Below are 24,291 nucleotides of genomic sequence, written 5' to 3' on the forward strand. Positions count from 1 at the left end.
GCCCGTTTTCGCACTCGCACCGGTTTGCGGGGTGGAGCCCGGACGGAAAACGCCCCTTCCTCTCGCGAGGAGGGGGCGTTTTCGCACTCCCGACGGGCCATGCCAGCGGGATCGAAAACGGGCGTCGGAGGGACGCGGGAGGGACGTATTCGCACTCCGCATGCCCGGACGGGACGGTACCGGGGTCAGGCGATCGTGGCGAGGAGGCCGTCGGCGGAGAGGGTCGCGCCGGTGTCCGCGCGAGGGGTGAGGGTGCCGGCGCGGTGCGCGGTGACCGTCGTCTCCATCTTCATCGCGTCGAGCACGGCCACCGGGTCTCCCTCGGCCACCTCGGCCCCGTCGTCGACGAGCCACCGCACGAGCGTGCCCGGCGCGGGAGCCCGGAGCTCGGAGGGGTCCGCCGCAGACACGGGTGCAGCGGCCTCTCCCGCCGGACGGCCGATGCCGGCCAGCAGCTCCGCGGGCAGACCGAGCATCACGCGGCGGCCGTCGATCTCCACCGGGAAGCGCTGCAGTCCGGAGACCGGGGCGACCGCGGGGCGCGGCTGCGACTCCAGCGCCGGGAGCAGCACGGTCTCGATCCACTGGGTGTGCACGGCGAAGGTCGCGGTCGCGAACGCGGGGTCGTCGATGGCGCAGAGGTCGAACGGGATCACGGTCGCCGGACCCTCGACGGCGAGCTCCCGCAGCGCTCGACGCGCCCGCACGAGCGCCGCGTCCCGGGTCTCCGCGTGCACGATGAGCTTCGCGATCATCGAGTCGAACGCGGGCTGCACGGTGTCGCCGACCTCGATGCCGCCGTCCCACCGCACGCCGGGTCCGCCGGGGATGCGCAGGGCGTCCACCCGTCCGGGGCTGGGCAGGAATCCGCGGCCGGGGTCTTCGGCGTTGATGCGGAACTCGAACGCATGCCCGGTCGGAGCCGGGGTGTCGGTGAAGGACGGCCCCTCGCCGAACGCGATCCGGAACTGCTCGCGGACGAGGTCGGTCCCGGTGACCTCCTCGGTCACGGGGTGCTCGACCTGCAGCCGGGTGTTCACCTCGAGGAACGAGATCGTGCCGTCCGCGGCGAGGAGGAACTCGACCGTGCCCGCGCCGCGGTACTGCACCTCGGCGCAGATCGCCCGCGCCGCGTCATGGAACGCCGCCCGCTGCGCCTCCGTCAGGCCGGGCGCGGGAGCCTCTTCGATGAGCTTCTGGTTGCGCCGCTGCATGGAGCAGTCGCGGTCGCCCACGACGACGACGCCGCCGCGCCCGTCGCCGAGCACCTGCACCTCGATGTGTCGCGGGCTCTCCAGGAAGCGCTCCACGAAGCACTCCCCGCGGCCGAATGCCGCGGTCGCCTCACGGGTGGCCGCGTCGAACGCGTCGGCGACCTCGGACAGCTCGCGGACGACCTTGAGCCCTCGGCCGCCGCCACCGAACGCGGCCTTGATCGCGATCGGGAGGCCGTGCTCCTCGGCGAACGCCACCGCCTCCTGCGGTCCGGACAACGGCTGATCCGTGCCGGCGGCGAGCGGGGCGCCCACACGCTGGGCGATCCGACGCGCGGTCATCTTGTCACCGAGTGCGTCGATGCTCTCCGGCGAGGGTCCGATCCAGACGAGTCCGGCGTCCTCGACGGCTCGCGCGAACGCGGCACTCTCGGAGAGGAAGCCGTAGCCGGGGTGCACGGCATCGGCACCGCTGCGGCGGGCCGCGTCGATCAGCGCCTCGACCGACAGGTACGTCGTCGCCGCGGTGTCGCCGCCCAGGCCGATCGCCTCGTCTGCGAGCCGCACGTGCAGGGCGTCGGCGTCCTGGTCGGCGTAGACGGCGACCGACGTGTAGCCGGCCTCGGCGCACGCGCGGATCACGCGGACCGCGATCTCGCCGCGGTTGGCGATCAGCACAGAGGTCATGAGGTCTCCTTGACGGTGAAGCGCACCCGCACACCCGGCGGGAGCTGGGCGGCGAGGTCGAGGCTGCGATCGGTGAGGGCACCGATGATGGGGTAGCCGCCGGTGAGCGGATGATCGGGGAGGAAGAGCACGGGCTGCCCGTCCGGCGGCACCTGGATGGCCCCGGTCACGGCGCCTTCGCTCGGCAGCTCGCCGCCGACCGCCCGTTCCAGGGGCACGTCGCCCTGCAGTCGGATGCCCACGCGGTCCGAGCGCGGCGTGACCGTCCACTCCTGCCCGGTGAGCGCGTCGACGCCGGCGGCGGTGAACCAGTCGTCGCGCGGCCCGAGGGTGATCTCGAGCGCGACCAGCTCCCCGGCCGCGGGAAGCGCGCGCGGCACCGGATCCGGCTCGACGGCGGCCACGGCGGCATCTCCGATCGGGAGGAGGTCGCCGACGGACAGCGGCGCGGGGCCCAGCCCGGCGAGCGTGTCGGTCGCGCGACTGTCGAGCGCCGCGGCCGGAGCGAGCCCTCCGCGGACCGCGATCACGGACCGGAGTCCGCGGTCGGGGTGGCCCAGCGTGAGCTCATCGCCGTCGACGGTCGCGAAGGGCACCCCGGGGAGGAGCGTGCGCTCGGCGCCATCAGCGTCGGTGAGCGTGAGCGGGCCCGTGGCGCCGGTGACCGCGGCCACTCCCGCACCGTGGAAGCGCAGCACGGCTCCGCCGACGCTCTCCAGCACGGCCGCGGCGGGCGTGTTGCCCACCGCCCGGTTCGCCGCGTGCATCGCGACACGATCGGCGACGCCGGAGGCCGAGACGCCCAGGGCCGCGAAGCCGGGGCGACCCGCGTCCTGCACGAGGAGCTGCAGCGAGGATCGCACGACCTCGACCGCCGGACCGCCCGCACGGCGGTCGACACGCGTCGCGTCGGCCACCCCCATAGGCGACGCCGCCACGGTCTCCCGCTCCGCACGCACGAAGCGCACGCGTCGACCCGGCGCGAGCAGGGCCGGCGGGTCGCGGTCGATGTCCCACATCTCCAGGGCGGTCCGGCCGATGAGCTGCCAGCCGCCCGGGCTCTCCCGCGGATACACGCCACTGAACGCCCCGGCGAGCGCGACGGAGCCGGCGGGCACCCGGGTGCGCGGCGACGACCGCCGCGGCACGTCGAAGAGGGGGTCGCCGCTCACGGCGTAGCCGAAGCCGGGAGCGAAACCCGAGAAGGCCACTCTCCAGTCCGCGGCGAGGTGACGAGCCACCAGCTCCTCCGCCGAGACGTCGAGGAGCGCGGCGGCCTCGTCGAGATCCTCCCCGTCGTAGCGGACCGGGATGCTGACCTCCCCCGCATCGGGCAGGGCCGCCGCGTCGACCTCGGTCGCGGCGAGCGCCTCCGCGAGCGCGGCGGCCGAGGTGCGGTGCGGATCGAACCGCACGAGCACGGTGCGGGCGCCGGGGATGCGCTCGAGCACACCGGGCATGTCGCTCCACGCCAGATTCAGCCGCATGGCCTGCTCGAGGTCGTCCGCCTCGACGAGCAGCGCGCTGTCGGAGGCCGTGAGGATGCGCATCAGACCCGGTACTCCGCATCCGGAACATCGGTGACGAACATGTATCCGGGAGCGTGGGTGACGGCGAACGGCGGCTTCGACGCCATGATCGCCGCCTGCGGGGTCACACCGCACGCCCAGAACACGGGGATCTCGCCGGGGCGGATCTCGGGGGCGTCGCCGAAGTCGGGCTCCATCACATCGGCGATGCCGAGCGACGCCGGATCGCCGATGTGCACCGGCGCGCCGTGCACAGCAGGGGTGCGCCCGGAGATCTGCACGGCGTCGGCCACGCGGTCCGCGGGGATCGGACGCATCGAGACCACCATCTCGCCGCGGAGGCGCCCGGCCGGCGTGCAGTCCACCGCCGTGCGGTACATCGGCACGTTGCGTCCGAGCTCCTGATGACGGATCGGGATCCCGGCCTCGACGAGCCCCGTCTCGAACGTGAAGCTGCAGCCGATGAGGAACGCGACGAGGTCGGGATGCTCGGCCCACGCCGCCGTCGCGTCGGACACCTCCTCGACGAGCTCGCCGTCCCGCCAGATGCGGTAGCGCCCGATGTCGGTGCGGATGTCGCTGCCCGGCGCGAGCCGCGACTCCACCTCGCCTTGCTCGATCACCTCGAGGACGGGGCAGGGCTTCGGGTTGCGCTGCGCATAGAGGAGGGTCTCGAAGGCCCAGTCCGCGGGCACGGCGATGAGGTTCGCCTGGGTCAGCCCCGGGGCGACGCCGCTGGTAGGCGCGGCGTGACCGGCGCGGTGCGCCGCACGGGCGGCCCGGGCGTCGGCGAGCTGGGCGGGAGTCGCGAGCACCGCCATGTCAGACTCCGGCGAACGGGGCGATGGTGATGCCCTCCGCCTGCAGCAGCCGCTTCGTCTCCGCGGCCATCGCGACGGATCCCGGGCTGTCGCCGTGCACGCAGATCGACTGCGCGGACACGGCGACGTCGGTGCCGTCGATCGCCCGGATCACGCCCTCCGCGGCCAGGCGCACCATCCGCTCCGCCACCGCGGTGGGGTCGTGCAGCACGGCCCCCTCCTCGGTGCGCGAGACGAGCTGACCGTCCGGCTGATAGGCGCGATCGGCGAAGGCCTCCGCCGCGACTGCGAGCCCCGCCCGTTCGGCGACGTCGAGCACGACGCCGCCGGCGAGACCGAGCAGCACGAGCGAGGGGTCGATCGCCGTGATGGCCGCCACCACGTCCTTCGACTGCCGCTCGTCGCGGGCGATGGTGTTGTAGAGCGCCCCGTGCGGCTTGACGTAGGAGACCCGCCCGCCGACCGCCGCGGTGAGCCCGAGGAGGGCACCGAGCTGGTACTCGACATGTGCCTGCAGCGTGGCCGAGTCGATGTCGACCTTCGTGCGCCCGAAGTTCTCGTAGTCGCGGTACCCGGGGTGCGCACCGATCACGACGCCGCCGGCGACCGCCGCCGCGAGGGTCTCGCGGATGCCCTCCGGGCTCCCGGCGTGGAATCCGCACGACACGTTCGCACTCGTGACGATCTCGAGCATGCTCGCGTCGTCGCTGACGATCCGGTCGGGGACGTTCTCGCCGAGGTCCGAGTTCAGGTCGATGGTCGCCATGTCATGCTCCGATTCCGAGGAAGGCGAAGATGGGGCCGATCGAGACGGCGCCCATGTACCAGGTGAGCGCGGTCACGACGGTGCCCGCGATGAGCAGCCACATCGGGTACTTCCGGTCGCCGAGGAGGTCGCGGCGGAACCAGCCGATGTACATGAACACCGTCAGGCCGATGGGCAGGATCAGGCCGTTGAAGCCGCCGACGAACACGAGGATCGCGGCCGGGGCCGTGCCGATCGCGAGGTAGACGCCGAGGGAGACGACGATGAACGCGACCGTGGCGAGCTGCAGCGGCCAGCCGCCGCGGAGCTTGGCGGTGAACGTCGAGAGGAAGGTCGCCGAGGTGTAGGCGGCACCGATGACCGAGCTGATCGCGGCGGCCCAGAAGATCGCGCCGAAGATCCGCAGACCCGCGTCGCCGAGCACCGCGCCGAACGCCTGGCCGGCCGGGTTGGCGGCCTGCGAGGAGAGGTCGAGCGCCACGCCGGAGGCGACCACGCCGAGGATCGCGAGGAACAGCACGTAGCGCATGATGCCGGTCACGATGATGCCGTTGGCGGCGGCCCGCATGACGGGCTTCGCGTACTGCGGGCCCACGTGGCCGGAGTCGAGGTAGCGGTGCGCACCGGAGTAGGTGATGTAGCCGCCGACCGTGCCGCCGACGATCGTGGTGATGGTGGCGAAGTTGAGCTGGTCGGGCACGAAGGTCTGGCGCAGGGCGTCGCCGACCGGCGGCTGGGCGATGAACGCGACGACGAGCGTCATCACGATCATCGCGATGCCCAGGACGATGAGCACGATGTCCATCACCTTCCCGGCCTTCTTCACGAGGAAGATGATGATGGCGAGGGCCGCGGTGAGCGCGCCGCCGATCTTCGGGTCGATCCCGAGCAGCGCGTTGAGGCCGAGGCCGCCACCGGCGATGTTGCCGATGTTGAACGCGAGCCCGCCGATGACGACGAGCACGGCGATCACATGGCCGGAGAAGGGGATGGCGCTGTTGGCGAGCTCGCCGGCGCGCTTGCCGGACGAGGTGATCATGCGCCAGATGTTCAGCTGCACCGCGATGTCGACGAGGATCGACACGAGGATGGCGAACGCGAAGGCGGCTCCCATCTGGGCGGTGAACGTCGCGGTCTGGGTGATGAACCCCGGACCGATGGCGCTCGTGGCCATGAGGAAGATGGCGCCGATGACGGCACTGCGGCCGGCGCGCTTCTTCGCGTGGGCGGCGCGGGCTTCGTCCTCGGGGGTGAGGGCGGGGGCGGACTGCTCGGACATAGGGGGGTCCCATCGTCGTTGGTGGGTGTCGGGTGACCCCCAGTGTAGAACGGACAGAACCAGATTGTTCAACAATCATGTTTCCGTCGTGCTACAGCGCGGTTGCTTTCGTGTGATCATCGCTCGGAGACGGCCCCTACGATGAAGGCATGAACCAGCAGGGCCCGCTCGCCGACGTGCTCCGTCAGCGCATCATCGACGGCGACGTCGCCCCGGGCTCCCGGCTGTCCGAGTCGGCGCTGTCGGAGAGCTTCGACGTGTCCCGCAACACCCTGCGCGAGGCGTTCCGGGTGCTCGCGGAACAGGGACTCGTCGAGCACATCCCGCACCGCGGCGTCTCCGTGGCCTCACCCTCGATCGCCGACGTCATCGACATCTACCGGGCTCGCCGGGTCATCGAGTGCACGGCTCTCCGGCAGTCCGAACCGGAGCATCCCGCCGTCCAGCGCATGACCGACGCGGTCGCCGCGGCCGAGGCCGCCGTGGCCGGGGTCTCCCCCGACGACACGTCCGCCTGGCGCGCGGTCGGCAGTGCCAACATGGCGTTCCACGTCGCGCTGGTCGACCTCGCCGACAGCCCGCGCCTCGCCCGCACCTACCGGAACGTCGCGGCGGAGCTGCGCCTCGCGTTCCTCAAGATCGACGACCCCCGCGCCCTGCACGAGCCGTTCGTCCGGAAGAACCGCGCCGTGCTCGACACCTTCCTGACCCGCGGTGCCGAGGCCGGAGCGGCGGAGCTGGAGCGGTACCTCGTGCAGTCGGAGCGGGTCGTGCTCGGCGCGTTCGCGCGGATGCAGCTCGGCTGAGCGGCGCCGCGGCTCAGGTCGCGTCGGTCCGCAGCGCCGCTGTCGCGCGGGGGCGGGGCTCCTCGCCCCGGTATGACGCCGGCACGCCCGGCAGCGCAGCGTCCGGCTCCGGGAGCCCGTACCGCCGGTGCAGCCAGCGCCGCGCATCCTCGAGCGGATAGGTGTCGCCGAAGACGCAGTACTTCACGAACACCCCCTCCAGGGTGCTGCGGAGCATGACCTCCTCCAGGGCCGGGTCCTCGGCACCTCGGGCGCGGAAGACGGCGCGCACGGCGTCCTCCGCGGCCGTCGCGCCTTCGGCATAGCGCTGCTCCGATTCCGCGAACAGGCGATGCGTCAGCGGCTGCTGCTGCATGGCGAGCACCGCACGCTGCAAGGGCATCGCGAAGGCCGTCGCACCGATCGCCCCGTCGATGATGGCGGCGAGCATCTCGTCGGGCGTGCCCTCGACCTGCGCGAAGGCCAGGACCGTCTCGAACCAGCGGTCGATCACCGCGGCGACGAGCTGGTCCTTGCCGCCGAAGTGATAGTTCACCAGCCCCTGCGCCACTCCGGCGCGACGGGTGATCTCCGCGATGCCCGCCCCGGCGACGCCACGCTCGCTGAAGACCTCGATCGCCGCCTGGAGGATGTTCTCCCTGGCGCGTTCGCGGGCCAGACGATTCTGCTCATCCGATCGCGCCATACGGCATCCACCTTTCGGGTCCGGCGGAATTCCCTCACGGGCCGTCTCGGGATAGATTAATCACTGAATGCTCGTTCAACCTATGGAGGGTGCGAGCACTCGCGGCGCGGGGGTTCGCCGCAGCAGCCACGGACGCGTCTCCAGCCGATGGAGGGGGAGGCGGAGATGCGTCCGTGGCCCTCCTCGACCTCCGGCATACGACGACGGACCGAGGACCAGGCCCGGGCGTCGACCACCGGTGCCGACGTCCGGCCGAGCGCCGACGGGACCTTCGACGGTGGCCCATCGGGCAGATTCCTGACCTGAGTGCAGAAAGCGCACGACGGGCCGTGTCGCGCCTTGACCCCGTCGAAACGGCGCGGTTAGCGTGAGCGGGCTTCGGCCCCTCGGTGGCAGCGATGCTCACCGTCCGGACCGGAGACCGCTCGCCCACCGGACGCGCGGCACCGCTCAGATCGAAGAGGATCTTCCATGCGATTCACCAAGAAACTCGCGCTCGCCGCCACCGCGGCGGCCGCGCTCAGCCTCAGCGCGGTCATCCCCGCCACGGCCGCGTCGCCCGACGACTCCGCGCCCTCGTACCAGGAGTTCGCGTCGTCCACCTATCGGGACGTGGACGGCGCCTACGTCGTCAACGGCGACGAGGTGATCTCCGGAAAGAAGGAGCTGCGCGCCTTCTACGACCGGCTGATCGGCCCCGAGACCCGCAACGACGGCCTCATCGTCAACACGGTCAACAACATCGACGACAAGTGGTCGGCGTCGCAGGTGGCCAACCTCACCTACTGCGTGAGCACGAAGTTCGGCAGCCGTCACGCCGACGTCGTCCGGGCGATGGAGGGCGGCGCCGCGCTCTGGGAGTCCGCGTCCTCGAAGATCGACTTCCGGTACGTGAGCAGCGCGGACGCCAACTGCACCACGCGGAACAACGCCGTCGTGTTCTCCGTCGAGCCGGTGGCCACGACGCAGTACATCGCCCGTGCGTTCTTCCCCAGCACGCCGGCCCGGCAGCAGAACGTGCTCATCGACGACTCGATCTGGAGCGCCGGAGCGTGGACGCCGACGAACGTGCTCGGCCATGAGCTCGGCCACGTGCTCGGCTTCCGCCACGAGCACACCCGTCCGGAGGCCGGCACCTGCTTCGAGGACAACAACTGGCGTCCGCTCACCCCGTACGACTCGTCGTCGATCATGCACTACCCGCAGTGCAACGGCAGCTCGGACGACCTCTCGATGACCACCGCCGACCGCACCGGGGTCGTCTCCCTCTACGGGAACTGACCCTCTCGTCGGACTCGCTCCGGCACCACCGAGGCCCGGTCGTCCGCGATCGGGCCTCACCCGTGTCCGGGGTCGACGCGGCTCAGGCGGAACCGCGGACGACGAGCTCCGTCGGCAGGATCGTGGTTCGCGGCGGATCCTCTCCCGCGAGCCGGGAGAGCAGCACCTGCGTCATCGCCTCGCCCTGGGCGTACATGGGCTGGCGCATGGTCGTCAGCGGCGGATCGGTGGTCAGCGCCACCGACGAGTCGTCGAAGCCGACGAGCGCGATGTCCTCGGGCACCCGCACCCCGGCGCCCCGCAGCGCCGTCAGCGCCCCTCGGGCCATGAGGTCGCTGGCGACGAAGATCGCGTCCGGCCGCCCTTCCGCGAGCAGCCGGCGGGCGGCGTCGGCTCCGCTCGCCTCGCTGTAGTCGCCCTCCTCCTCCGCGAAGGGGGTGAGACCGGCGGCGGCGAGCGCGGCGCGGAACCCCTGCACGCGGTCGGTCGACGAGGGCATCGTGAGCGGGCCGGAGATCGTGGCGATGCGGGTGCGTCCGATGTCGACGAGGCGCTGCGTGGCTTCGCGCGCTCCCGCGACGTTGTCGACGTCGACCACGTAGTCCCCCTCGGCGCGGCGCACCGGGCGGCCGCCGTAGACGACGGGGACCGCGTCGGCGATCCGGTCGACGAAGGCGTCACTCGTGTGGTGCGACACGATGAGAGCACCGTCGACGCCGCCGTTGCGCACGAAGCTGGTCATCTTGTCGCCGGGGTCGTCGCTCGCGATCAGCAGGTTCAGGAGGTAGTCGGAGCTGCGGAGGGCGCCGGTGATGCCGGCCACGATCGCTGCGAAGAACGGGTCGCCGAAGAAGCGCGACGTGTCCTCGGGGACGATGAGGGCGATCGCGTGCGTCTGCCGGGAGGCGAGGGAGCGCGCGGCCCGGTTCGGCACGTAGTTGAGCTCGTCGATCGCGGCGCGCACGGCGGCGAGCGCTTCCGGGCTGACCGCCGTCGACCCGTTGACGACCCGCGACACGGTCGACCGGGACACGCCGGCGGCCGTCGCGACCTCCTCGATGGTCGCCCGGGGCGACATCATCGCTTGCTCTCTTCCATCGCCCCATTCTCATCCACCCGGACCCTCGCCCGTGAAAATCCCCGCTTCGAATCGCCCGATTGGTCCCATCTCGGCCGCGGATGGAGCCAATCGGGCGATTCGAACGGGTCAGAGGGAGCGCGCGGCGATGATCCGGGCGTACTCGCGGCCGGAATCCTTGACCGTCCGCTCCTGGGTGTCGTAGTCCACGCGGACGATCCCGAAGCGCTTGTCGTACCCCCACGCCCACTCGAAGTTGTCGAACAGGGACCAGTAGAAGTAGCCGCGCACGTCCACACCGCTGTCCCTGGCGTCCAGCACGGCGTCGAGGTGCGCGCGCAGGAACGCGGTGCGGTCGGCATCGGGCACCCGGGTCTCCCCGTCCGCCACCACGACCGTGTCGTCATAGGCCGCGCCGTTCTCCGTCACCGAGAGCACGACTCCCGCGGGCTCGGCGTACTCGGTCCACAACCGCTGCAGCAGTCGCGTGAGTCCCTCCGGCTGGACCTCCCAGCCCTGGGCGGTGCGGGGCAGCCCGCGCTCGACCGCGTGGATGCCCTCGTGCGAGGGGTACGGGCTCCGGGTCACGTGTGCCGTCTCCGGGCCGCTGGAGACCGGGGCGTCGTCGGGCCCCGTGCCGGACACGAGGTCGCCGTGGTAGTAGTTCACGCCCTGCGTGTCGATGGGCTGCGCGATCGTGTCGAGGTCGCCCTCGTGCACCGCCGCCTCGAACCGCGCGACCGCGTCGGGGTCCACCGCGCGGATGTCCTCCACGGTGTCGACGGGATACGCGCCGCGGTAGATGGGGTCGAGGAACCAGCGGTTGAACTGGCCGTCCAGCCGCCGGGCGGCGTCCACGTCCGCGGGGTTCTGCGGGTCGGCGGGATCGGCGACCGTGTGGTTCAGCGTGATGCCGAGGTTGAGGGAGGCATCGCGACCGCGGAGCTCGCGCACCGTCGCACCGTGCGCGAGGAGCAGGTGGTGCGAGGCCAGCAGTCCCTCGGCGATGCTCGTGTGCCCCGGGGCGTGCTCGCCCCCGGTGTAGGAGAGGAAGGACGAGCACCACGGCTCGTTGAGGGTCGTCCACACGTTCACGCGGTCGCCGAGGGCGTCGTGCATGGTGCCCGCGTACTCCAGGAAGCGGTCGACGGCGTCACGGTTCGTCCAGCCGCCGACCTCCTGGAGGGCCTGCGGCATGTCCCAGTGGTAGAGCGTGAGCCAGGGCAGGATATCGGCCGCGAGGAGCTCATCGACCAGACGGCTGTAGAAGTCGACCCCCGCCTGGTTGACCGCGCCGCCGTCCGGGCGCACCCGCGACCACGAGGTGGAGAAGCGGTAGGTCTGCAGCCCGAGCTGCTTCATCAGCGCGACGTCCTGCGGATACCGATGGTAGTGGTCGCACGCCACATCCCCGTCGTCGCCGCCGACCACGGCCCCGGGCACCCGGCAGAAGGCGTCCCAGATGGATGCCGTCCGTCCGTCCTCGAAGGCGGCGCCCTCGATCTGGTAGGCCGCGGTCGCCGCGCCGAAGAGGAAGTCCGAGGGGAAGGCACGCGTCATAGGGGTCATCCTTTCACCGCGCCCGCCATGATGCCACTGACCAGCTGCCGCCCCGCGATCACGAAGAGCACGAGGAGCGGAAGGGTCGCGAGCACCGCGCCGGTGAGCACGATCGAGTAGTCGATGTAATAGCCGGACTGCAGCTGGCTGAGCGCCGTCTGCAGCGTCGGGTTCTGGGGGGAGAGCACGATCAGGGGCCAGAGGTAGTCGGTCCAGGCGGTCATGAACGTGAACAGTCCGAGGATCGCCATGGCCGGCCGCGCCGCGGGCACCCCGACGGTGAGGAACGTGCGGAACTGGTTCGCGCCGTCGACCCTGGCGGCCTCGATGAGCTCGTCCGGGATGACGTCCACGAGGTACTGCCGCATGAAGAACACCCCGAACGCCGTCACGAGGGTCGGGACAATCACCGCGCCGATCGTCCCCGTCCAGCCGAGCTCGCGCATGAGCATGAACAGCGGGATGATGCCGAGCTGCGTGGGGATGGCCATGGTCGCGATCACGAACACCATGAGGCCGTCCCGCCCGCGGAAGCGCAGCTTCGCGAACGCATAGCCGGCGAGGGTCGAGAACGTGACGACGGAGATCGTGATGATCGTCGAGATGAGGAACGAGTTGCCGAGCGCGAGCCAGAACGGGATCGCATCGAACACCTTCGCCGCGTTCGCGAGGAAGTTGCCGCCGGGGATGAGGGGCAGGGTCTCACCGCGGGTCGCGTTGGTCCCGCTCGCCACGACGAACGACCACCACAGCGGGTAGGCGCCGCCGATGACGAAGGCCGCGAGGAGCCCGTAGGTGAGGAAGCCGGGGCGGCTGCCGAGGCCGGCGCTCCCGCTCGCGGCGCCGCGCCGGCGGCGGATCCGCTCCGGCACGCTGAGGGCCTGGGTGGCGGTCATCGCGCCTCCTCCTTTCCGGTCGGGCGGATGCGGCGTCGGGCCGCGCGGTTCTTCGGGGCGTCTCCGGTGGCGATGCGCCGGGAGATCAGGAAGTTGATGAGGCCGATCGCGACGATGAGGAGGAACAGCAGGATCGCGACGGCCGAGGCCTCGCCGAGGTTCCGGCGGAAGAACGCCAGCTCCCAGAGGAACAGCACCGTGGTCTGGAACTGCCGATCGCTGCCGCCGATGCCGCCCGCGGTGGAGACGTCGAACAGACGCGGTTCGGCGAAGATCTGCAGGCCGCCGATGGTCGCCGTGATGATGACGAAGATCAGCGTCGGACGGATGGTGGGGATCGTGATGGCGAAGAACCGCCGCACAGCCCCGGCACCGTCCAGTGCGGCCGATTCGTAGAGGTCGCGCGGCACGGCCTGCATCGCGGCGAGGAGGATGAGGGCGTTGTAGCCGGTCCAGCGGAAGTTCACCATGACGGCGATCGCGATGTGCGACAGGAATGTGTCGTGCTTCCACTGCTGATCGGCGATGCCGACGAGGTTGAGGAGGTTGTTGGCCAGCCCGTCCGCCTCGTTGAAGATGCTCGAGAAGATGATCGCCACGGCGACCGGCGTCACCACGAAGGGGATGAGGACGCTCATCCGCCAGAACGTCGGCGTCCGCAGTCCGCGGTCCAGCAGGTACGCGATCACCAGGGCGACGGCGAGCTGCGGGATGGCGGAGAGCAGGAAGATGCTCAGCGTGTTCCGGATGGAGTTCCAGAACATGCCGTCGCCGAGGATCGCCGCGAAGTTGCCGAAGCCGACGAACGGCCCCTCCCCCTTCAACAGATCCCACTCGTGCACCGCGACCCACACCGTGTACAGCAGCGGGAAGAGGCCGATGAGCCCGAAGAGGAGGAAGAACGGGGAGATGTAGAAGTACGGAGAGGCGCGGTGGTCGAAACGGGAGACGCGGGTGCGCCAGGAGCGTCGCGGCGGAGCGTCCGCCGCCACGGGGGCGGCGGCCTGCGGCTCCGCCGGCGGGGCGGTGAGGGTCATGGGCGTGTCCTTTGCCGGGCTTCGACAGGCTCAGCCACCCACTCGGGGCGCTGGGCGTCCACTCGGGGCGCTGGGCGTCCACTCGGGGGCGCTGGGCGTCCACTCGGGGCGCTGGGCGTCCACTCTGGGTCGCTGAGCCTGTCGAAGCGAGATGATCAGCCGACGAGGTCGTTCAGCAGGCCGATCGCCTGGTCCCAGGCGCCCTGCGTGTCGGTCTCACCGCGGTCGAGTGCGCTCAGCGCCGGGCCGAAGACGTTCTCCTGGATCACCGAGTCGTCGGCGCCCTTGAACTGCGCGACGACGCCCTTGGCACGCTCGGCGAGGATGGCGCCGGTCGGCGCGTCGTTGAAGAACGCGTTGGGCGTGGCTTCGTCGGCGAGGGACTCCTGCGCCTTGATGGTCGAGGGGAAGTTGCCCGCGGCGGCGGACTGCTTCACCTGCTGCTCGGGCTGCGTCAGCCAGTCGGCGAGCTCGGCCGCGGCCTCCTTGTGCTCCGAGGACTCCGGGATCGACAGGAACGCGCCGCCCCAGTTGGCCGCGCCGCCGGGGAACACGTCCGCGAAGTCCCAGCCGGTCGACGCGTCGCCGCCGCCGGCCTCGACCTGACCCTGCACGACGCCGAGCATCCAGCCGGGGCAGACGAAGGTGGCGAAGGTGCCGTCGACGAACGACTTGCCGCCGTTCCAGTCCCACGCGGTCTGCGCTGCGGACTGACCGCCCTCGGTCGCGGCGCCGAGGAGCTCGAAGCGCTCCTGGAGCTCGTCGTTGCCCTCGACGTTCAGCTCACCGTCGGCGGTGTAGTAGCCCTCGTCGAGCTGGTTGACCATGGCGTTCCAGACGAAGCCGGAGTGGTCGTACCAGGCCTTGCCGGTCTTCTCGGTGTAGTCGGCACCGACCTGGAAGTAGTTCTCCCAGTCGCCGTTGAGCAGTTCGGCGACGGACTCGCGGTCGCTGGGCAGGCCGGCGGCCTCGAAGGCGGCGCCGTTGTAGCAGATGCCGCTCGGGCCGATGTCGGTGCCGTAGCCGATGACGCGGCCCTCGGCGTCGGTGGCCTGACCGTACTTCCAGTCGACCCAGTCGTCCTTGCGGTCCTCGATGCCGTAGTCGCGCAGGTCAACGAAGGTGTCGGAGACGTCCATGATGGCGCCGAGCCAGCCCTCCTCGATCGCGACGATGTCGCTGAGGCCGGAGCCGGCGGCGATCTTGGTGAAGGCGTCGGTGCGGGCGTTGCCGCCGGTGTCGATGTTGGTGGCCTCGATCGTCACGTTCGGGTGCGCCTTCTCGTACTCCTCGTAGAGGTCGTCGTAGCCGAAGGTGCCGAAGGTGGTGACGGTCAGTGTGACCTTCTCGTCGGCGCTGCCGCCGGTGTCGCCGTCGCCGCCGGTGCTGCCGGAGCAGCCGGCCAGGGCGAGAGCGGAGACGGATGCCACGGCGGCTGTCGCCAGGATCCGGGTGCGGGCACGTGAGTTCACGGTTCACTCCTTTGTGGGTTCGTGCGGGTGGTGGTGCGTGGGTGAGTCGTGGGAGCGCTCCCACGAACTTCCGTGAACTCTATGGGAGCGCTCCCACGATGTCAAGGGTGCCGGGTGCCCGCCGGTCCCCGTTCACAACTCAGGAGAATCCGGATCCGATGCCGCCGTTCGAGCGCTATCGGCCCGGAGCCCACGGATTCTCCGGAGTTGTGAACGCGGCGTACCCTTGTCCGGTGCCCGAAGCCACCCTCTCCCCCGCCCTCACCCGCGCCGAATCCCTGATCCGCAGCATCCCGGACTACCCGGAGCCCGGCATCATCTTCCGCGACATCACGCCGCTCCTCGCCGACGCCGAGGCCCTCCGCGTGACGACCGAGGCGATCATCGAGCCCTTCGCGGGGCGGTTCGACGTGGTGGCCGGCATCGAGGCTCGCGGCTTCATCCTCGCCGGGGCGGCCGCCATCGCCGCAGGCGTCGGACTGATCCCGATCCGCAAGGCCGGCAAACTCCCCCGGCCCGCGGCGTCCGTCGACTACGCCCTCGAATACGGCACCGCGACCATCGAGATGCACGACGATCTGCCCGCGGGCTCCCGCGTCCTCCTCATCGACGACGTGCTCGCGACCGGGGGCACCCTGGCCGCCGGTCGCGAGCTCGTCGAGCGCCTCGGCAGCCACGTCGCCGGCATCTCGGTGCTCTTCGAGATCGACGGCCTCGGCGGCCGCGAGGCGATCGGCGACCTCCACACCGTCTTCCACTCCTGACCCCCTCTGACGCCGAGACCCCGGTTTCCCGCCGACACCCCGATGTAGCGGCGGGCGCAGGGCGGGGTCTGGACGGGAGCCCGGGGTCTCGGCGGAGCATCGGCGAGCCGGTAGACTGAAACCGCCCGTCCGCCCGCGACTCTTGGAGCCGTCATGCCCACCATCGTCGTCGACGTCATGCCCAAGCCCGAACTGCTCGACCCGCAGGGCAAGGCCGTCTCCGGCGCCTTCGCCCGCCTCGGCGTCGAGGGCTTCACCGACGTCCGCATCGGCAAGCGCTTCGAGCTCACGGTCGAGGGCGAGGTCACCGACGAGGTCCTCGCCGAGGCCCGTCGCCTCGCCGACGAGGTCCTGTCGAACTCCGTGATCGAAGACGTCGTGGGCGTCGAGGTGGCGGAGTGACCGTCCGCATCGGCGTCGTCACCTTCCCCGGCTCGCTGGACGACGTCGACGCGCAGCGCGCCGTCCGCATCGCGGGAGCCGAGCCGGTCGCCCTGTGGCACGGCTCGCACGACCTCGAGGGCGTCGACGCCCTCGTCCTCCCCGGCGGTTTCAGCTACGGCGACTACCTGCGCGCCGGCGCCATCGCCGCGCTCTCGCCCATCATGAGCGAGGTCAAGGACGCTGCCGCGAAGGGCATGCCCGTCCTCGGCATCTGCAACGGCTTCCAGATGCTCGTCGAGGCGCACCTGCTCCCCGGCGGCCTGATCCGCAACGGGCACCAGCACTTCGTCCGCCGCGACCAGAAGCTCACGGTCGAGAACGCCGACACCGCGTGGACCAACGCCTTCCGCACCGGCCAGGAGATCATCATCCCGCTGAAGAACGCGGACGGCGGCTACATCGCCGACGAGCAGACGCTCGACCGCATCGAGGGCGAGGGTCTCGTGGCGTTCCGCTATGCCGGCGTGAACCCGAACGGCTCCCTGCGCGACATCGCGGGGCTGACGAACGAGGCCGGCAACGTCGTGGGACTGATGCCGCACCCCGAGCACGCCACGGAGCCCGGTTTCGGTCCGGACACCGCCGTCGCGATGCGCAGCGGGGTGGACGGTCTCGACTTCTTCACGAGCGCGATCGCCGCCGTCGCCCGCGTCGCCGCCTGACCCCTCCGTCGACCCTCCCCTCTGCGTGCGTCCCACCCCTTTGCGGGCGCACTGACGAGGCCGGGTCGACCGCAAGGGGCCGGGTCGACGGACGAGGTCAGGGGAGACGGAAGGGGTTGTCGCCCACGGCCGCGAGCAGGTACCAGGCCGTCGTGCCGGTGTGCAGGCTCGCGTAGTAGAGGTCGCCGAAGCCGGAGTCGAGTCCGTCGGTCGAAGTCGCCACGATGCCCTTGCCGTCGCCGTTCGCCGCGTCGCGCTGCACCAGTCGGATGTCGGCCAGCAGCTCCTCCGCGCGCGCCTGGTCACCAGGGGCCCCGCGTTCTTGCAGCGCGAGGGCGAGGTGTCCGCTCCCCTCGAACCAGACCTTGGACACGTCCACGTCACTGATCGACGGGCCTCGGTAGGGACCGTCCTGGGCCACGAGGTGCGCGAGCGTCCAGTCGACGGCCGCTCCGTACCGGGCGTCCCCGGTGCCGAGGAGGCTCCACGTCTGCGCGTCGAGCGGGATCGGGCGGGTGTTGATCGTGCTGCCGTCCAGCAGTGTCCCGGTGTCCACGTGCCCGTCGGCGCTCTGCATCGCCGCGACGAAGCCTGCGGCCACCGCCGCCCGCTCCGCCCACACCGCGTCGCCCGTGAGCTGGGCGAGCTGCGTGAAGAACCCGGCGATGTCGCTGTTGTGCTCGGTGGACTTCCACTCCAGCGGCACCCCGGCATCGGTCTGCCCACCGGTGTAGCCGTAGGGCGCGCGGGTCATGTCGGCGGTGTTGTCCTGGATCCACTCCGCGATGCGCACCGCGCCGTCGAGATACCGCGTCTCGCCGGTGGCGTGGAAGAGGCGGGCGAGCGCCATACCCACCCAGGCCTGGTTGCCGGTGAAGGTGCCGGGTCCGGTGATCTCCATCCGGCCCTGACGGATGCCGTGCGGCTCGTACGAGGTGCGGACGCGGCCGTCGGCGACCGGGTCGTTCTCCTGCACGAAGAGGAGGGTGTCCGCGACAGCTTGCGCGCGGCGCAGGTCGTCCGGCAGACCGCGGGCGGTGTAGGCGATGACGACAAGGGCGTCGTCGTAGACGAAAGAGGGCGTGAAGTCCCAGGACGGCGTGGTGAAGAATCCGCCCTCGTAGCTGCGCGGCAGGCACCGGCCCTCGCCATCGCAGAACTCGTCGACCCGGGCGTCGAGGAACTCGTAGGCGAGCGCGACCGAAGCGGCGGGGTCGTTCACCGGGTCGGCCGGGGGCTGCACGCGCGTGCCGAACGCATCGGACACGGCGGGGGCGGCACCGACGAGCACGGCGCCGACGACGAGGGCGGCGACGACCGCCCAGGGCGCGGATCGGCGGGCGGAAGCGGACATCACGACCTCTCGACGGCAGGACCCCCGGGGACATGCCGCGAGCGACACGGGGGGATGTTCGCCACCCTGTCATGACAGGAGGCTCGAGGGGAAGTGTCTTTCGGCCACATGCGCGTGTACCAAAGCGACCGGACGCGTGCAAGGTGTTTGCCGGACCCGGAGCGCGAGGCGCACGATGGTCCTCCCGTCCCCGACCTCCCGGAAAGGACACCCCATGTCCCGCGACCAGTACACCTTCACCAACCCGGTCGAGCTCTACGCCGACATCCAGCCGCAGAAGCAGCACATGCGCGAGCCCGGTCTCGACGCGGACCTCACCCCGAAGGCCGACCTCGGCGAGGAGTCGTACCGCGGCACCGGACGACTGACCGGACGCAAGGCGCTCATCACAGGCGGCGACTCCGGCATCGGCGCGGCCACCGCCATCGCGTTCGCTCGCGAGGGGGCCGACGTCGCGATCTCCTACCTCCCCGAAGAGGAGGAGGACGCCAGCCGCATCGCCGGGATCCTCCGCGAGGCGGGTGCCACCGTGGCCACCATCCCCGGCGACCTGCGCGACCCGGAGTACTGCCGGACCCTGGTGGCCGAGGCCGTCGCGGCGCTCGGCGGACTCGACATCCTCGTCAACAACGGCGGCAAGCAGGTCTTCCAGGAGTCCCTCACCGACGTGACGGACGAGCAGTTCGACGACACGTTCAAGACCAACGTGTACGCGATGTTCTGGATCACGAAGGCCGCCCTGCCGCACCTCCCCGCGGGGTCGACGATCATCAACACGACCTCGATCCAGGCCTACTCGCCGTCGGACATCCTCGTCGACTACGCGTCGACCAAGTCGACCATCAACGCGTTCACGAAGGGCCTCGCCCAGCAGCTCGCACCCAAGGGCATCCGCGTGAACGCCGTGGCTCCCGGACCGATCTGGACCCCGCTGCAGCCGAGTGACGGGCAGCCGCAGGAGAAGATCGCGCAGTTCGGCCAGGACACTCCGCTCGGCCGGATGGGTCAGCCCGCCGAGCTCGCCCCCGCGTACGTCTTCCTCGCCTCCCCGGAGTCGAGCTACGTGCTCGGCGAGACCCTGAACGTCAACGGCGGCATGCCGACCCCCTGACGCTCATCCCCTGTCGACCCACCCCCTTCCGTTCCTCCCGGCCCCTTCCGGCCGTCCGCAAGGGGGTGGGTCGGACGGAAAGGGGTGGGTCGGCGGAGAGGGCGAAAGGGATCACCGAACCGTTTCGATACCTGTGGTGGCGGGACTGTAAGCGTTTGCAGTAGCCTGATCGCATGGCACAGCTCGAACAGATCGCAGCCCCCGGTTCCGAGTGGTGGCGCAGCGCCGTCATCTACCAGATCTACCCCCGCTCCTTCGCGGACGCGTCGGGCGACGGCATCGGCGATCTCCCCGGCATCACGAGTCGCCTCGACTCGCTGCAGGAGCTCGGCGTCGACGCGATCTGGCTCAGCCCGTTCATGACGAGCCCGCAGCGCGACGCCGGCTACGACGTGGCCGACTACCGCGACGTCGACCCGCTGTTCGGCACGCTCGCCGACTTCGACCTCATGCTCGCCGAGGCCCACGCCCGCGACATCCGCGTGATCGTCGATCTCGTCCCGAACCACTCGTCCGACCAGCACCCCTGGTTCCAGGAGGCGCTCAAGGCCGCGCCGGGCAGCCCGGAGCGCGCACGCTACATCTTCCGCGACGGCCGCGGTGAGAACGGCGAACTGCCCCCGAACAACTGGGAGTCGGTGTTCGGCGGCGGCATGTGGCAGCGCGTCACCGAGGCCGACGGCACGCCGGGTCAGTGGTACCTGCACATCTTCGACGCCACGCAGCCCGACTTCGACTGGAACAACGAGGAGGTGCAGGAGGAGTTCCGCTCGATCCTGCGCTTCTGGCTCGACCGCGGTGTCGACGGCTTCCGGGTCGATGTGGCCCACGGCATGATCAAGACCGAGGGCCTCCCCGACTACACACCGCCCACCGACGCGGACTCCATGGGCGGCGGCGAGTCGAACGTGCCGTACTGGGGCCAGGACGGCGTGCACGAGATCTACCGCGACTGGCACAAGGTGCTCGCGGAGTACGACGGCGACCGCGCGCTCTGCGGCGAGGCCTGGATGCCGACGCTGAAGGAGACCGCGCTCTGGGTGCGTCCGGACGAGATGCACCAGACCTTCAACTTCCCGTACCTGATGACGGCGTGGGACGCGAAGGCGCTCGGCGACGTGATCCGGGAGTCGCTGGACGCCTTCGGCGCGGTCGGTGCACCGAGCACCTGGGTGCTGTCGAACCACGACGTCGTGCGGCACGCCACGCGCCTGGCGCTCACGATCGACAACCCGCAGGGCGAGGGGATCGGCCCGAACACCCCGGACAAGCCGGACACGGCCATCGGCCTCGCCCGCGCCCGCGCGGCCACCACGCTGATGCTCGCGCTCCCCGGCTCCGCCTACCTCTACCAGGGTGAAGAGCTCGGACTGCCCGAGGCCATGGAGATCCCGGACGAGTACCGTCAGGACCCGACCTGGTTCCGCACGAACGGCGAGCGCTACGGCCGCGACGGCTGCCGTGTGCCGCTGCCGTGGGAGGCGGAGGCCCCGGCGTTCGGCTTCAACGACACCGGACTCTCGTGGCTCCCGCAGCCCGCGGACTGGGCGGCCTACGCCCGGGACGTCGAGGAGGTCGACCCGGCGTCGACCCTGGCCCTGTACAAGCGCCTGCTCGCCGGTCGTCGCGAGTTCGGATTCGGCACCGGGTCGCTGGTGTGGGAGGACGCCGGCCCCGACGCCGTGGCCTTCCGTCGCGGTGAGGTCCACGTGCTGGCGAACCTCGGCACGGCTCCGCTCGACCTTCCGGAAGGCGCGGTCGTCCTGCTCCGCAGCCAGCCTTTCGACGGCGCCCAGGTCCCGGTCGACACCGCCGTCTGGTACACCACGGCCTGACACCGCGGCGCCCGTGGCGCGCTCCACCCGGGGCGCGGCACGGGCGTCTCCGATCCGAAGGAACGACGATGGCGAGCATCGACGAGGTCGCCCGGCTCGCCGGCGTCTCCACCGCGACGGTCTCGCGCGCGCTGAGCGGCCGCGGGCACGTGTCGGAGTCCGCGCGCGAGCGCGTGCAGGCCGCCGCCGCCTCGCTCGGATACGTGGTCTCCTCCCGCGCCTCGAGCCTCGCGTCGGGGCGCACCCGCAACATCGGAGTCGTGGTGCCGTTCCTCGACCGCTGGTTCTTCAGCACCGTGCTGTCCGGGGTCTCCGCGGCCCTGATGCGGGCCGGCTACGACATCACGCTCTACAACATCACCGCCGACAAGGACGTGCGCCGCCACGTGTTCGACACGTTCCTGCGCCGCCAGCGGGTCGACGCCGTGATCGCCGTGTCCATCGAGCTGGACGAGGACGAGACCCAGCAGCTCCTCGACCTCGGTCTGCCCGTCATCGCGATCGGCGGCCCCAATCCGAAGCTCGACACGCTCACGGTCGACGACGTCGCCGTGGCGCAGCTCGCGACGGAGCACCTGCTCGGCCTCGGCCACACCGAGATCGCCCACATCGGCGCGAACCCCGAGTTCGACATCGACTTCCACATCCCCACGAACCGACGACTCGGGTTCGAGCGGGCACTGGCCACGGCCGGCATCCCCCTGAACCCCGCGTTCCTGGAGCCCGCGGACTTCACGGTGGAGGGCGGCTACCGCGCCGCGAAGCAGCTCCTCGGGCGTCCGGGGCCGCGTCCCACCGCGGTGTTCGCCGCGTCGGACGAGATGGCGATCGGGGCGCTCCTCGCCGCGCGCGACCTCGGCTTCGCGGTGCCGGGGGACCTGTCCATCGTGGGCATCGACGGCCATGAGCTCGGCGAGTTCTTCCGCCTCACCACGGTCGACCAGTTCCCGCTCGGACAGGGCGAACGGGCGGCCGACGCGGTCCTCGCGAAGCTCACCGACCCGGAAGCCGTGCGCCCGCCCGCCGCCCTTCCGTACGAGCTCAACGTCCGCGGCACGACCGCCCGGCTCGTCTGAGCCGGGCGGCGTTCACAACTCAGGAGTACGGCACGCGGAGACCGCGGTTCCGGCCCTGACGGGCGCAGGTGCGCCGGTTCTCCTGAGTAGTGAACGCGTCGAGCTCAGCACTCTGCGGTCGCGTCCCGCCAGGTGCGGTAGCCGCCGTCGAGATTGCGCACCTCGCGCCCGTGCTGCCGCAGCAGCCGGGTGGCGATGTGCCCCCGGAGACCGACCTGGCAGTGCACCACGAGGGGCCCGTCCGGCAGCTCGTCGAGGCGGTCGCGCAGCTCGTCGAGCGGGATGTTCCGCGCGCCGGGGATGCCGCCGTTCGCATGCTCGCCCGCGGAGCGGACGTCGATGAGGGCTGCGCCCGCCTGCACGGCGTCGTCGAGCTCGTGCCACTGGAGGGTCGGCGTGGTGCCGCTGCGGGTGTTCTCGGCGACGTAGCCGAGGATGTTCACGGCGTCCTTCGCCGAGCCGAACTGCGGGGCATACGCGAGCTCGAGGTGCGCGAGACCGGCGGCCGTGACGCCCGCCTGCAGCGCCGTGGCGATGACGTCGATCCGCTTGTCCACACCGTCACGACCCACGATCTGCGCCCCGAGGATGCGGTCGGTGGCAGGGTCGGCGAGCATCTTCATCGAGAGGGTCTCCGCGCCCGGGTAGTAGCCGGCGTGCGACACCGGATGCACGTGCACGGCGTAGAACTCGCGGCCCGCCGCACGGAGCTGCTTCTCGCTCCATCCGGTCTTCGCGGCGGCCAGGCCGAACACCTGCACGATGCCGGTGCCGAGCGCGGGGCGCGCTGACTCCTCCCGCCCCGCGATGACGTCAGCGACCATCCGGCCGTGGCGGTTGGCGAGACCGGCCATGGTCACGAGTGCCGCACCACCGCCGATGAGGTCGGCCTTCTCGACGCCGTCGCCGACCGCGAAGACGTCGGGCGCACTGGTGCGGCAGGCCTCGTCGACGGCGATTCCGCCGGTCTCGCCAAGACGGATCCCGGCGGTGCGGGCGAGTCCGACCTCGGGCACGACCCCGGAGGCGTCGACGAGGAACTCCGCAGGGAGGGTGGCACCGTCGCTCAGGGTCACGGAATCCGCGGCCGTGGCCACGACCTCGACGCCGAGTCGCACCTCAACCCCGCGGCGCCGGACCTCGGCCGCGAGGGGGGCGGCCATCTCCGGATCCAGCGGGGCGAGCAGCTGGGCACCGCGTTGCACCAGGGTGACCGCGGCGCCCCGGGCGACGAGGTTCTCCACCGCTTCGAGCCCCGTGTATCCGCCGCCCACCACGACCACCGGCAGCCCGGGGCGGAGGGCTGCGTCGATCGCATCGGCATCGGCCACGGTCCGCAGGCTCCGCGCGGGGAGGGCTCCGGTCGGCTCGTCGCCGCGGGGCCGGGCACCGGTGGCGAGCACGAGGCGGTCGTACGGGTGGGTGCTCCGGTGGCCGCTGTCGAGATCGACGACCTCGACCGTCTTGCGCGCGGTGTCGATGCCGACGACGTCGTGACGGACGCGGACGTCCAGCCGGAAGCGGCGGTGCAGCGACTCCGGGGTCTGCAGCAGGAGGGCGCCGCGCTCCTCGATCACGCCGCCCACATAGTAGGGCAGACCGCAGTTGGCGTAGGAGACCTCGGGCCCGCGCTCGAAGACGACGATGTCCGCGGACTCGTCGAGCCGTCGGAGCCGGGTCGCCGCCGACATGCCGCCGGCGACGCCACCGACGATGACGACGCGGAGTGGCGCGCTCATCGGCCGAACAGCCGGGCCAGGAGACCGCCCTTGGCCTCGTCCTTCGGATGGCCCGTGCACCAGTCCGACGCCGGCACGGTGCGGCGGACGGCGTCGACGTGCTGACCGCACCCCGCCCAGGTGGTCTTCCCGCAGGTACGGCAACGGACTGCTCGACACATGTGTTCTCTCCTCACTCGATACCCCGGTGGGTAT

General features: G+C 71.2%; 22 protein-coding genes. 8 read left to right on the top strand and 14 right to left on the bottom strand.

Translation table 11 applies throughout. From position 1 onward, the window contains the following. Positions 1-185: 185 nt before the first annotated feature. Genes AB0N68_RS04020 through AB0N68_RS04040 form a run of 5 tightly spaced genes read right to left on the bottom strand, consistent with a single transcriptional unit; the run spans position 186 to position 6,296 of the window. Positions 186-1,901, bottom strand: coding sequence for an acetyl/propionyl/methylcrotonyl-CoA carboxylase subunit alpha (locus AB0N68_RS04020; protein ID WP_292793283.1), 1,716 nt, complete (start codon positions 1,899-1,901; stop codon positions 186-188). Next, a complete protein-coding gene (locus tag AB0N68_RS04025; RefSeq protein WP_280565191.1) occupies positions 1,898-3,451 on the bottom strand; it encodes a 5-oxoprolinase subunit B/C family protein in 1,554 nt (517 codons plus the stop codon). Before AB0N68_RS04025 ends, AB0N68_RS04020 begins: the two co-directional genes overlap by 4 nt. Next, complete coding sequence (locus AB0N68_RS04030) at positions 3,451-4,251, bottom strand: putative hydro-lyase (protein ID WP_280565194.1); 801 nt, start codon at positions 4,249-4,251, stop codon at positions 3,451-3,453. The genes AB0N68_RS04025 and AB0N68_RS04030 overlap by 1 nt, the downstream gene beginning before the upstream one ends. Before the next feature lies 1 nt (position 4,252). Beyond that, a complete protein-coding gene (locus tag AB0N68_RS04035; protein WP_187663079.1) occupies positions 4,253-5,017 on the bottom strand; it encodes a LamB/YcsF family protein in 765 nt (254 codons plus the stop codon). A gap of 1 nt (position 5,018) precedes the next feature. After that, a complete protein-coding gene (locus AB0N68_RS04040) occupies positions 5,019-6,296 on the bottom strand; it encodes an NRAMP family divalent metal transporter (RefSeq protein ID WP_259952916.1) in 1,278 nt (425 codons plus the stop codon). A 149-nt stretch (positions 6,297-6,445) separates the two neighbouring features. Here AB0N68_RS04040 and AB0N68_RS04045 point away from each other — a divergent pair, with 149 nt between their 5' ends. Then, positions 6,446-7,102, top strand: coding sequence for a GntR family transcriptional regulator (locus AB0N68_RS04045; protein ID WP_187663077.1), 657 nt, complete (start codon positions 6,446-6,448; stop codon positions 7,100-7,102). A gap of 13 nt (positions 7,103-7,115) precedes the next feature. Here AB0N68_RS04045 and AB0N68_RS04050 read toward each other — a convergent pair whose 3' ends face one another. Next, positions 7,116-7,787 (bottom strand): TetR/AcrR family transcriptional regulator, encoded by a 672-nt coding sequence (locus tag AB0N68_RS04050; RefSeq protein ID WP_187663076.1) that lies wholly within the window; start codon positions 7,785-7,787, stop codon positions 7,116-7,118. A gap of 471 nt (positions 7,788-8,258) precedes the next feature. Between AB0N68_RS04050 and AB0N68_RS04055 the strand changes: the two genes are divergently transcribed. Next, the gene (locus AB0N68_RS04055; protein ID WP_187663075.1) at positions 8,259-9,068 is read left to right on the top strand and encodes a M57 family metalloprotease; all 810 of its coding nucleotides are present in this window, start codon (positions 8,259-8,261) and stop codon (positions 9,066-9,068) included. An 82-nt stretch (positions 9,069-9,150) separates the two neighbouring features. On the opposite strand, the gene AB0N68_RS04060 is transcribed toward AB0N68_RS04055, so the two are convergent. The 5 genes from AB0N68_RS04060 to AB0N68_RS04080 form a co-directional block, all read right to left on the bottom strand. After that, positions 9,151-10,146, bottom strand: a complete 996-nt coding sequence (locus AB0N68_RS04060) for a LacI family DNA-binding transcriptional regulator (RefSeq protein ID WP_187664081.1) — start codon at positions 10,144-10,146, stop codon at positions 9,151-9,153. Between the two features lie 129 nt (positions 10,147-10,275). Beyond that, positions 10,276-11,706 carry a GH1 family beta-glucosidase gene (locus AB0N68_RS04065; RefSeq protein ID WP_268777721.1) on the bottom strand — a complete coding sequence of 477 codons (1,431 nt, stop codon included), beginning with the start codon at positions 11,704-11,706 and terminating at the stop codon, positions 10,276-10,278. A gap of 5 nt (positions 11,707-11,711) precedes the next feature. After that, positions 11,712-12,602: a carbohydrate ABC transporter permease gene (locus AB0N68_RS04070; protein ID WP_259952927.1), complete on the bottom strand. Its 891-nt coding sequence runs from the start codon at positions 12,600-12,602 to the stop codon at positions 11,712-11,714. After that, on the bottom strand, positions 12,599-13,639 hold the full coding sequence (locus tag AB0N68_RS04075; protein ID WP_187663072.1) for a carbohydrate ABC transporter permease: 1,041 nt from the start codon (positions 13,637-13,639) through the stop codon (positions 12,599-12,601). The genes AB0N68_RS04070 and AB0N68_RS04075 overlap by 4 nt, the downstream gene beginning before the upstream one ends. Positions 13,640-13,794: 155 nt before the next feature. Beyond that, positions 13,795-15,111 (bottom strand): ABC transporter substrate-binding protein, encoded by a 1,317-nt coding sequence (locus AB0N68_RS04080; protein WP_259952930.1) that lies wholly within the window; start codon positions 15,109-15,111, stop codon positions 13,795-13,797. A 233-nt stretch (positions 15,112-15,344) separates the two neighbouring features. On the opposite strand from AB0N68_RS04080, the gene AB0N68_RS04085 reads away from it, so the two are divergent. The 3 genes from AB0N68_RS04085 to purQ all read left to right on the top strand — a co-directional run bounded on the left by AB0N68_RS04085 (position 15,345) and on the right by purQ (position 16,981). Further along, positions 15,345-15,875 carry an adenine phosphoribosyltransferase gene (locus AB0N68_RS04085; RefSeq protein WP_292793256.1) on the top strand — a complete coding sequence of 177 codons (531 nt, stop codon included), beginning with the start codon at positions 15,345-15,347 and terminating at the stop codon, positions 15,873-15,875. Positions 15,876-16,028: 153 nt separating this feature from the next. Continuing rightward, on the top strand, positions 16,029-16,277 hold the full coding sequence (gene purS, locus AB0N68_RS04090; protein ID WP_050304938.1) for a phosphoribosylformylglycinamidine synthase subunit PurS: 249 nt from the start codon (positions 16,029-16,031) through the stop codon (positions 16,275-16,277). Continuing rightward, positions 16,274-16,981: a phosphoribosylformylglycinamidine synthase subunit PurQ gene (gene purQ, locus AB0N68_RS04095; protein WP_187663069.1), complete on the top strand. Its 708-nt coding sequence runs from the start codon at positions 16,274-16,276 to the stop codon at positions 16,979-16,981. The genes purS and purQ overlap by 4 nt, the downstream gene beginning before the upstream one ends. Before the next feature lie 97 nt (positions 16,982-17,078). On the opposite strand, the gene AB0N68_RS04100 is transcribed toward purQ, so the two are convergent. Next, positions 17,079-18,335 carry a YyaL domain-containing protein gene (locus AB0N68_RS04100; RefSeq protein WP_259955275.1) on the bottom strand — a complete coding sequence of 419 codons (1,257 nt, stop codon included), beginning with the start codon at positions 18,333-18,335 and terminating at the stop codon, positions 17,079-17,081. Positions 18,336-18,549: 214 nt separating this feature from the next. On the opposite strand from AB0N68_RS04100, the gene AB0N68_RS04105 reads away from it, so the two are divergent. The 3 genes from AB0N68_RS04105 (at position 18,550) to AB0N68_RS04115 (ending at position 22,357) form a co-directional block, all read left to right on the top strand. After that, entirely contained in the window at positions 18,550-19,446 is an 897-nt protein-coding gene (locus AB0N68_RS04105; protein WP_060923499.1) for an SDR family oxidoreductase, read from the top strand. A 173-nt stretch (positions 19,447-19,619) separates the two neighbouring features. Continuing rightward, positions 19,620-21,281 carry a glycoside hydrolase family 13 protein gene (locus tag AB0N68_RS04110; RefSeq protein ID WP_187663067.1) on the top strand — a complete coding sequence of 554 codons (1,662 nt, stop codon included), beginning with the start codon at positions 19,620-19,622 and terminating at the stop codon, positions 21,279-21,281. A gap of 68 nt (positions 21,282-21,349) precedes the next feature. Further along, positions 21,350-22,357: a LacI family DNA-binding transcriptional regulator gene (locus AB0N68_RS04115; protein WP_187663066.1), complete on the top strand. Its 1,008-nt coding sequence runs from the start codon at positions 21,350-21,352 to the stop codon at positions 22,355-22,357. A 104-nt stretch (positions 22,358-22,461) separates the two neighbouring features. Here the strand turns inward: AB0N68_RS04115 and AB0N68_RS04120 are convergent, their stop codons facing one another. Both AB0N68_RS04120 and AB0N68_RS04125 read right to left on the bottom strand, forming a co-directional pair. Further along, positions 22,462-24,096 carry an FAD-dependent oxidoreductase gene (locus tag AB0N68_RS04120; protein WP_292793242.1) on the bottom strand — a complete coding sequence of 545 codons (1,635 nt, stop codon included), beginning with the start codon at positions 24,094-24,096 and terminating at the stop codon, positions 22,462-22,464. After that, complete coding sequence (locus AB0N68_RS04125) at positions 24,093-24,257, bottom strand: DUF8730 family Cys-rich protein (protein WP_280565228.1); 165 nt, start codon at positions 24,255-24,257, stop codon at positions 24,093-24,095. The genes AB0N68_RS04120 and AB0N68_RS04125 overlap by 4 nt, the downstream gene beginning before the upstream one ends. Positions 24,258-24,291: the final 34 nt, after the last annotated feature.

This window comes from Microbacterium meiriae, from assembly GCF_040685015.1.
GTDB classification, from domain to species: Bacteria; Actinomycetota; Actinomycetes; order Actinomycetales; family Microbacteriaceae; genus Microbacterium; species Microbacterium meiriae.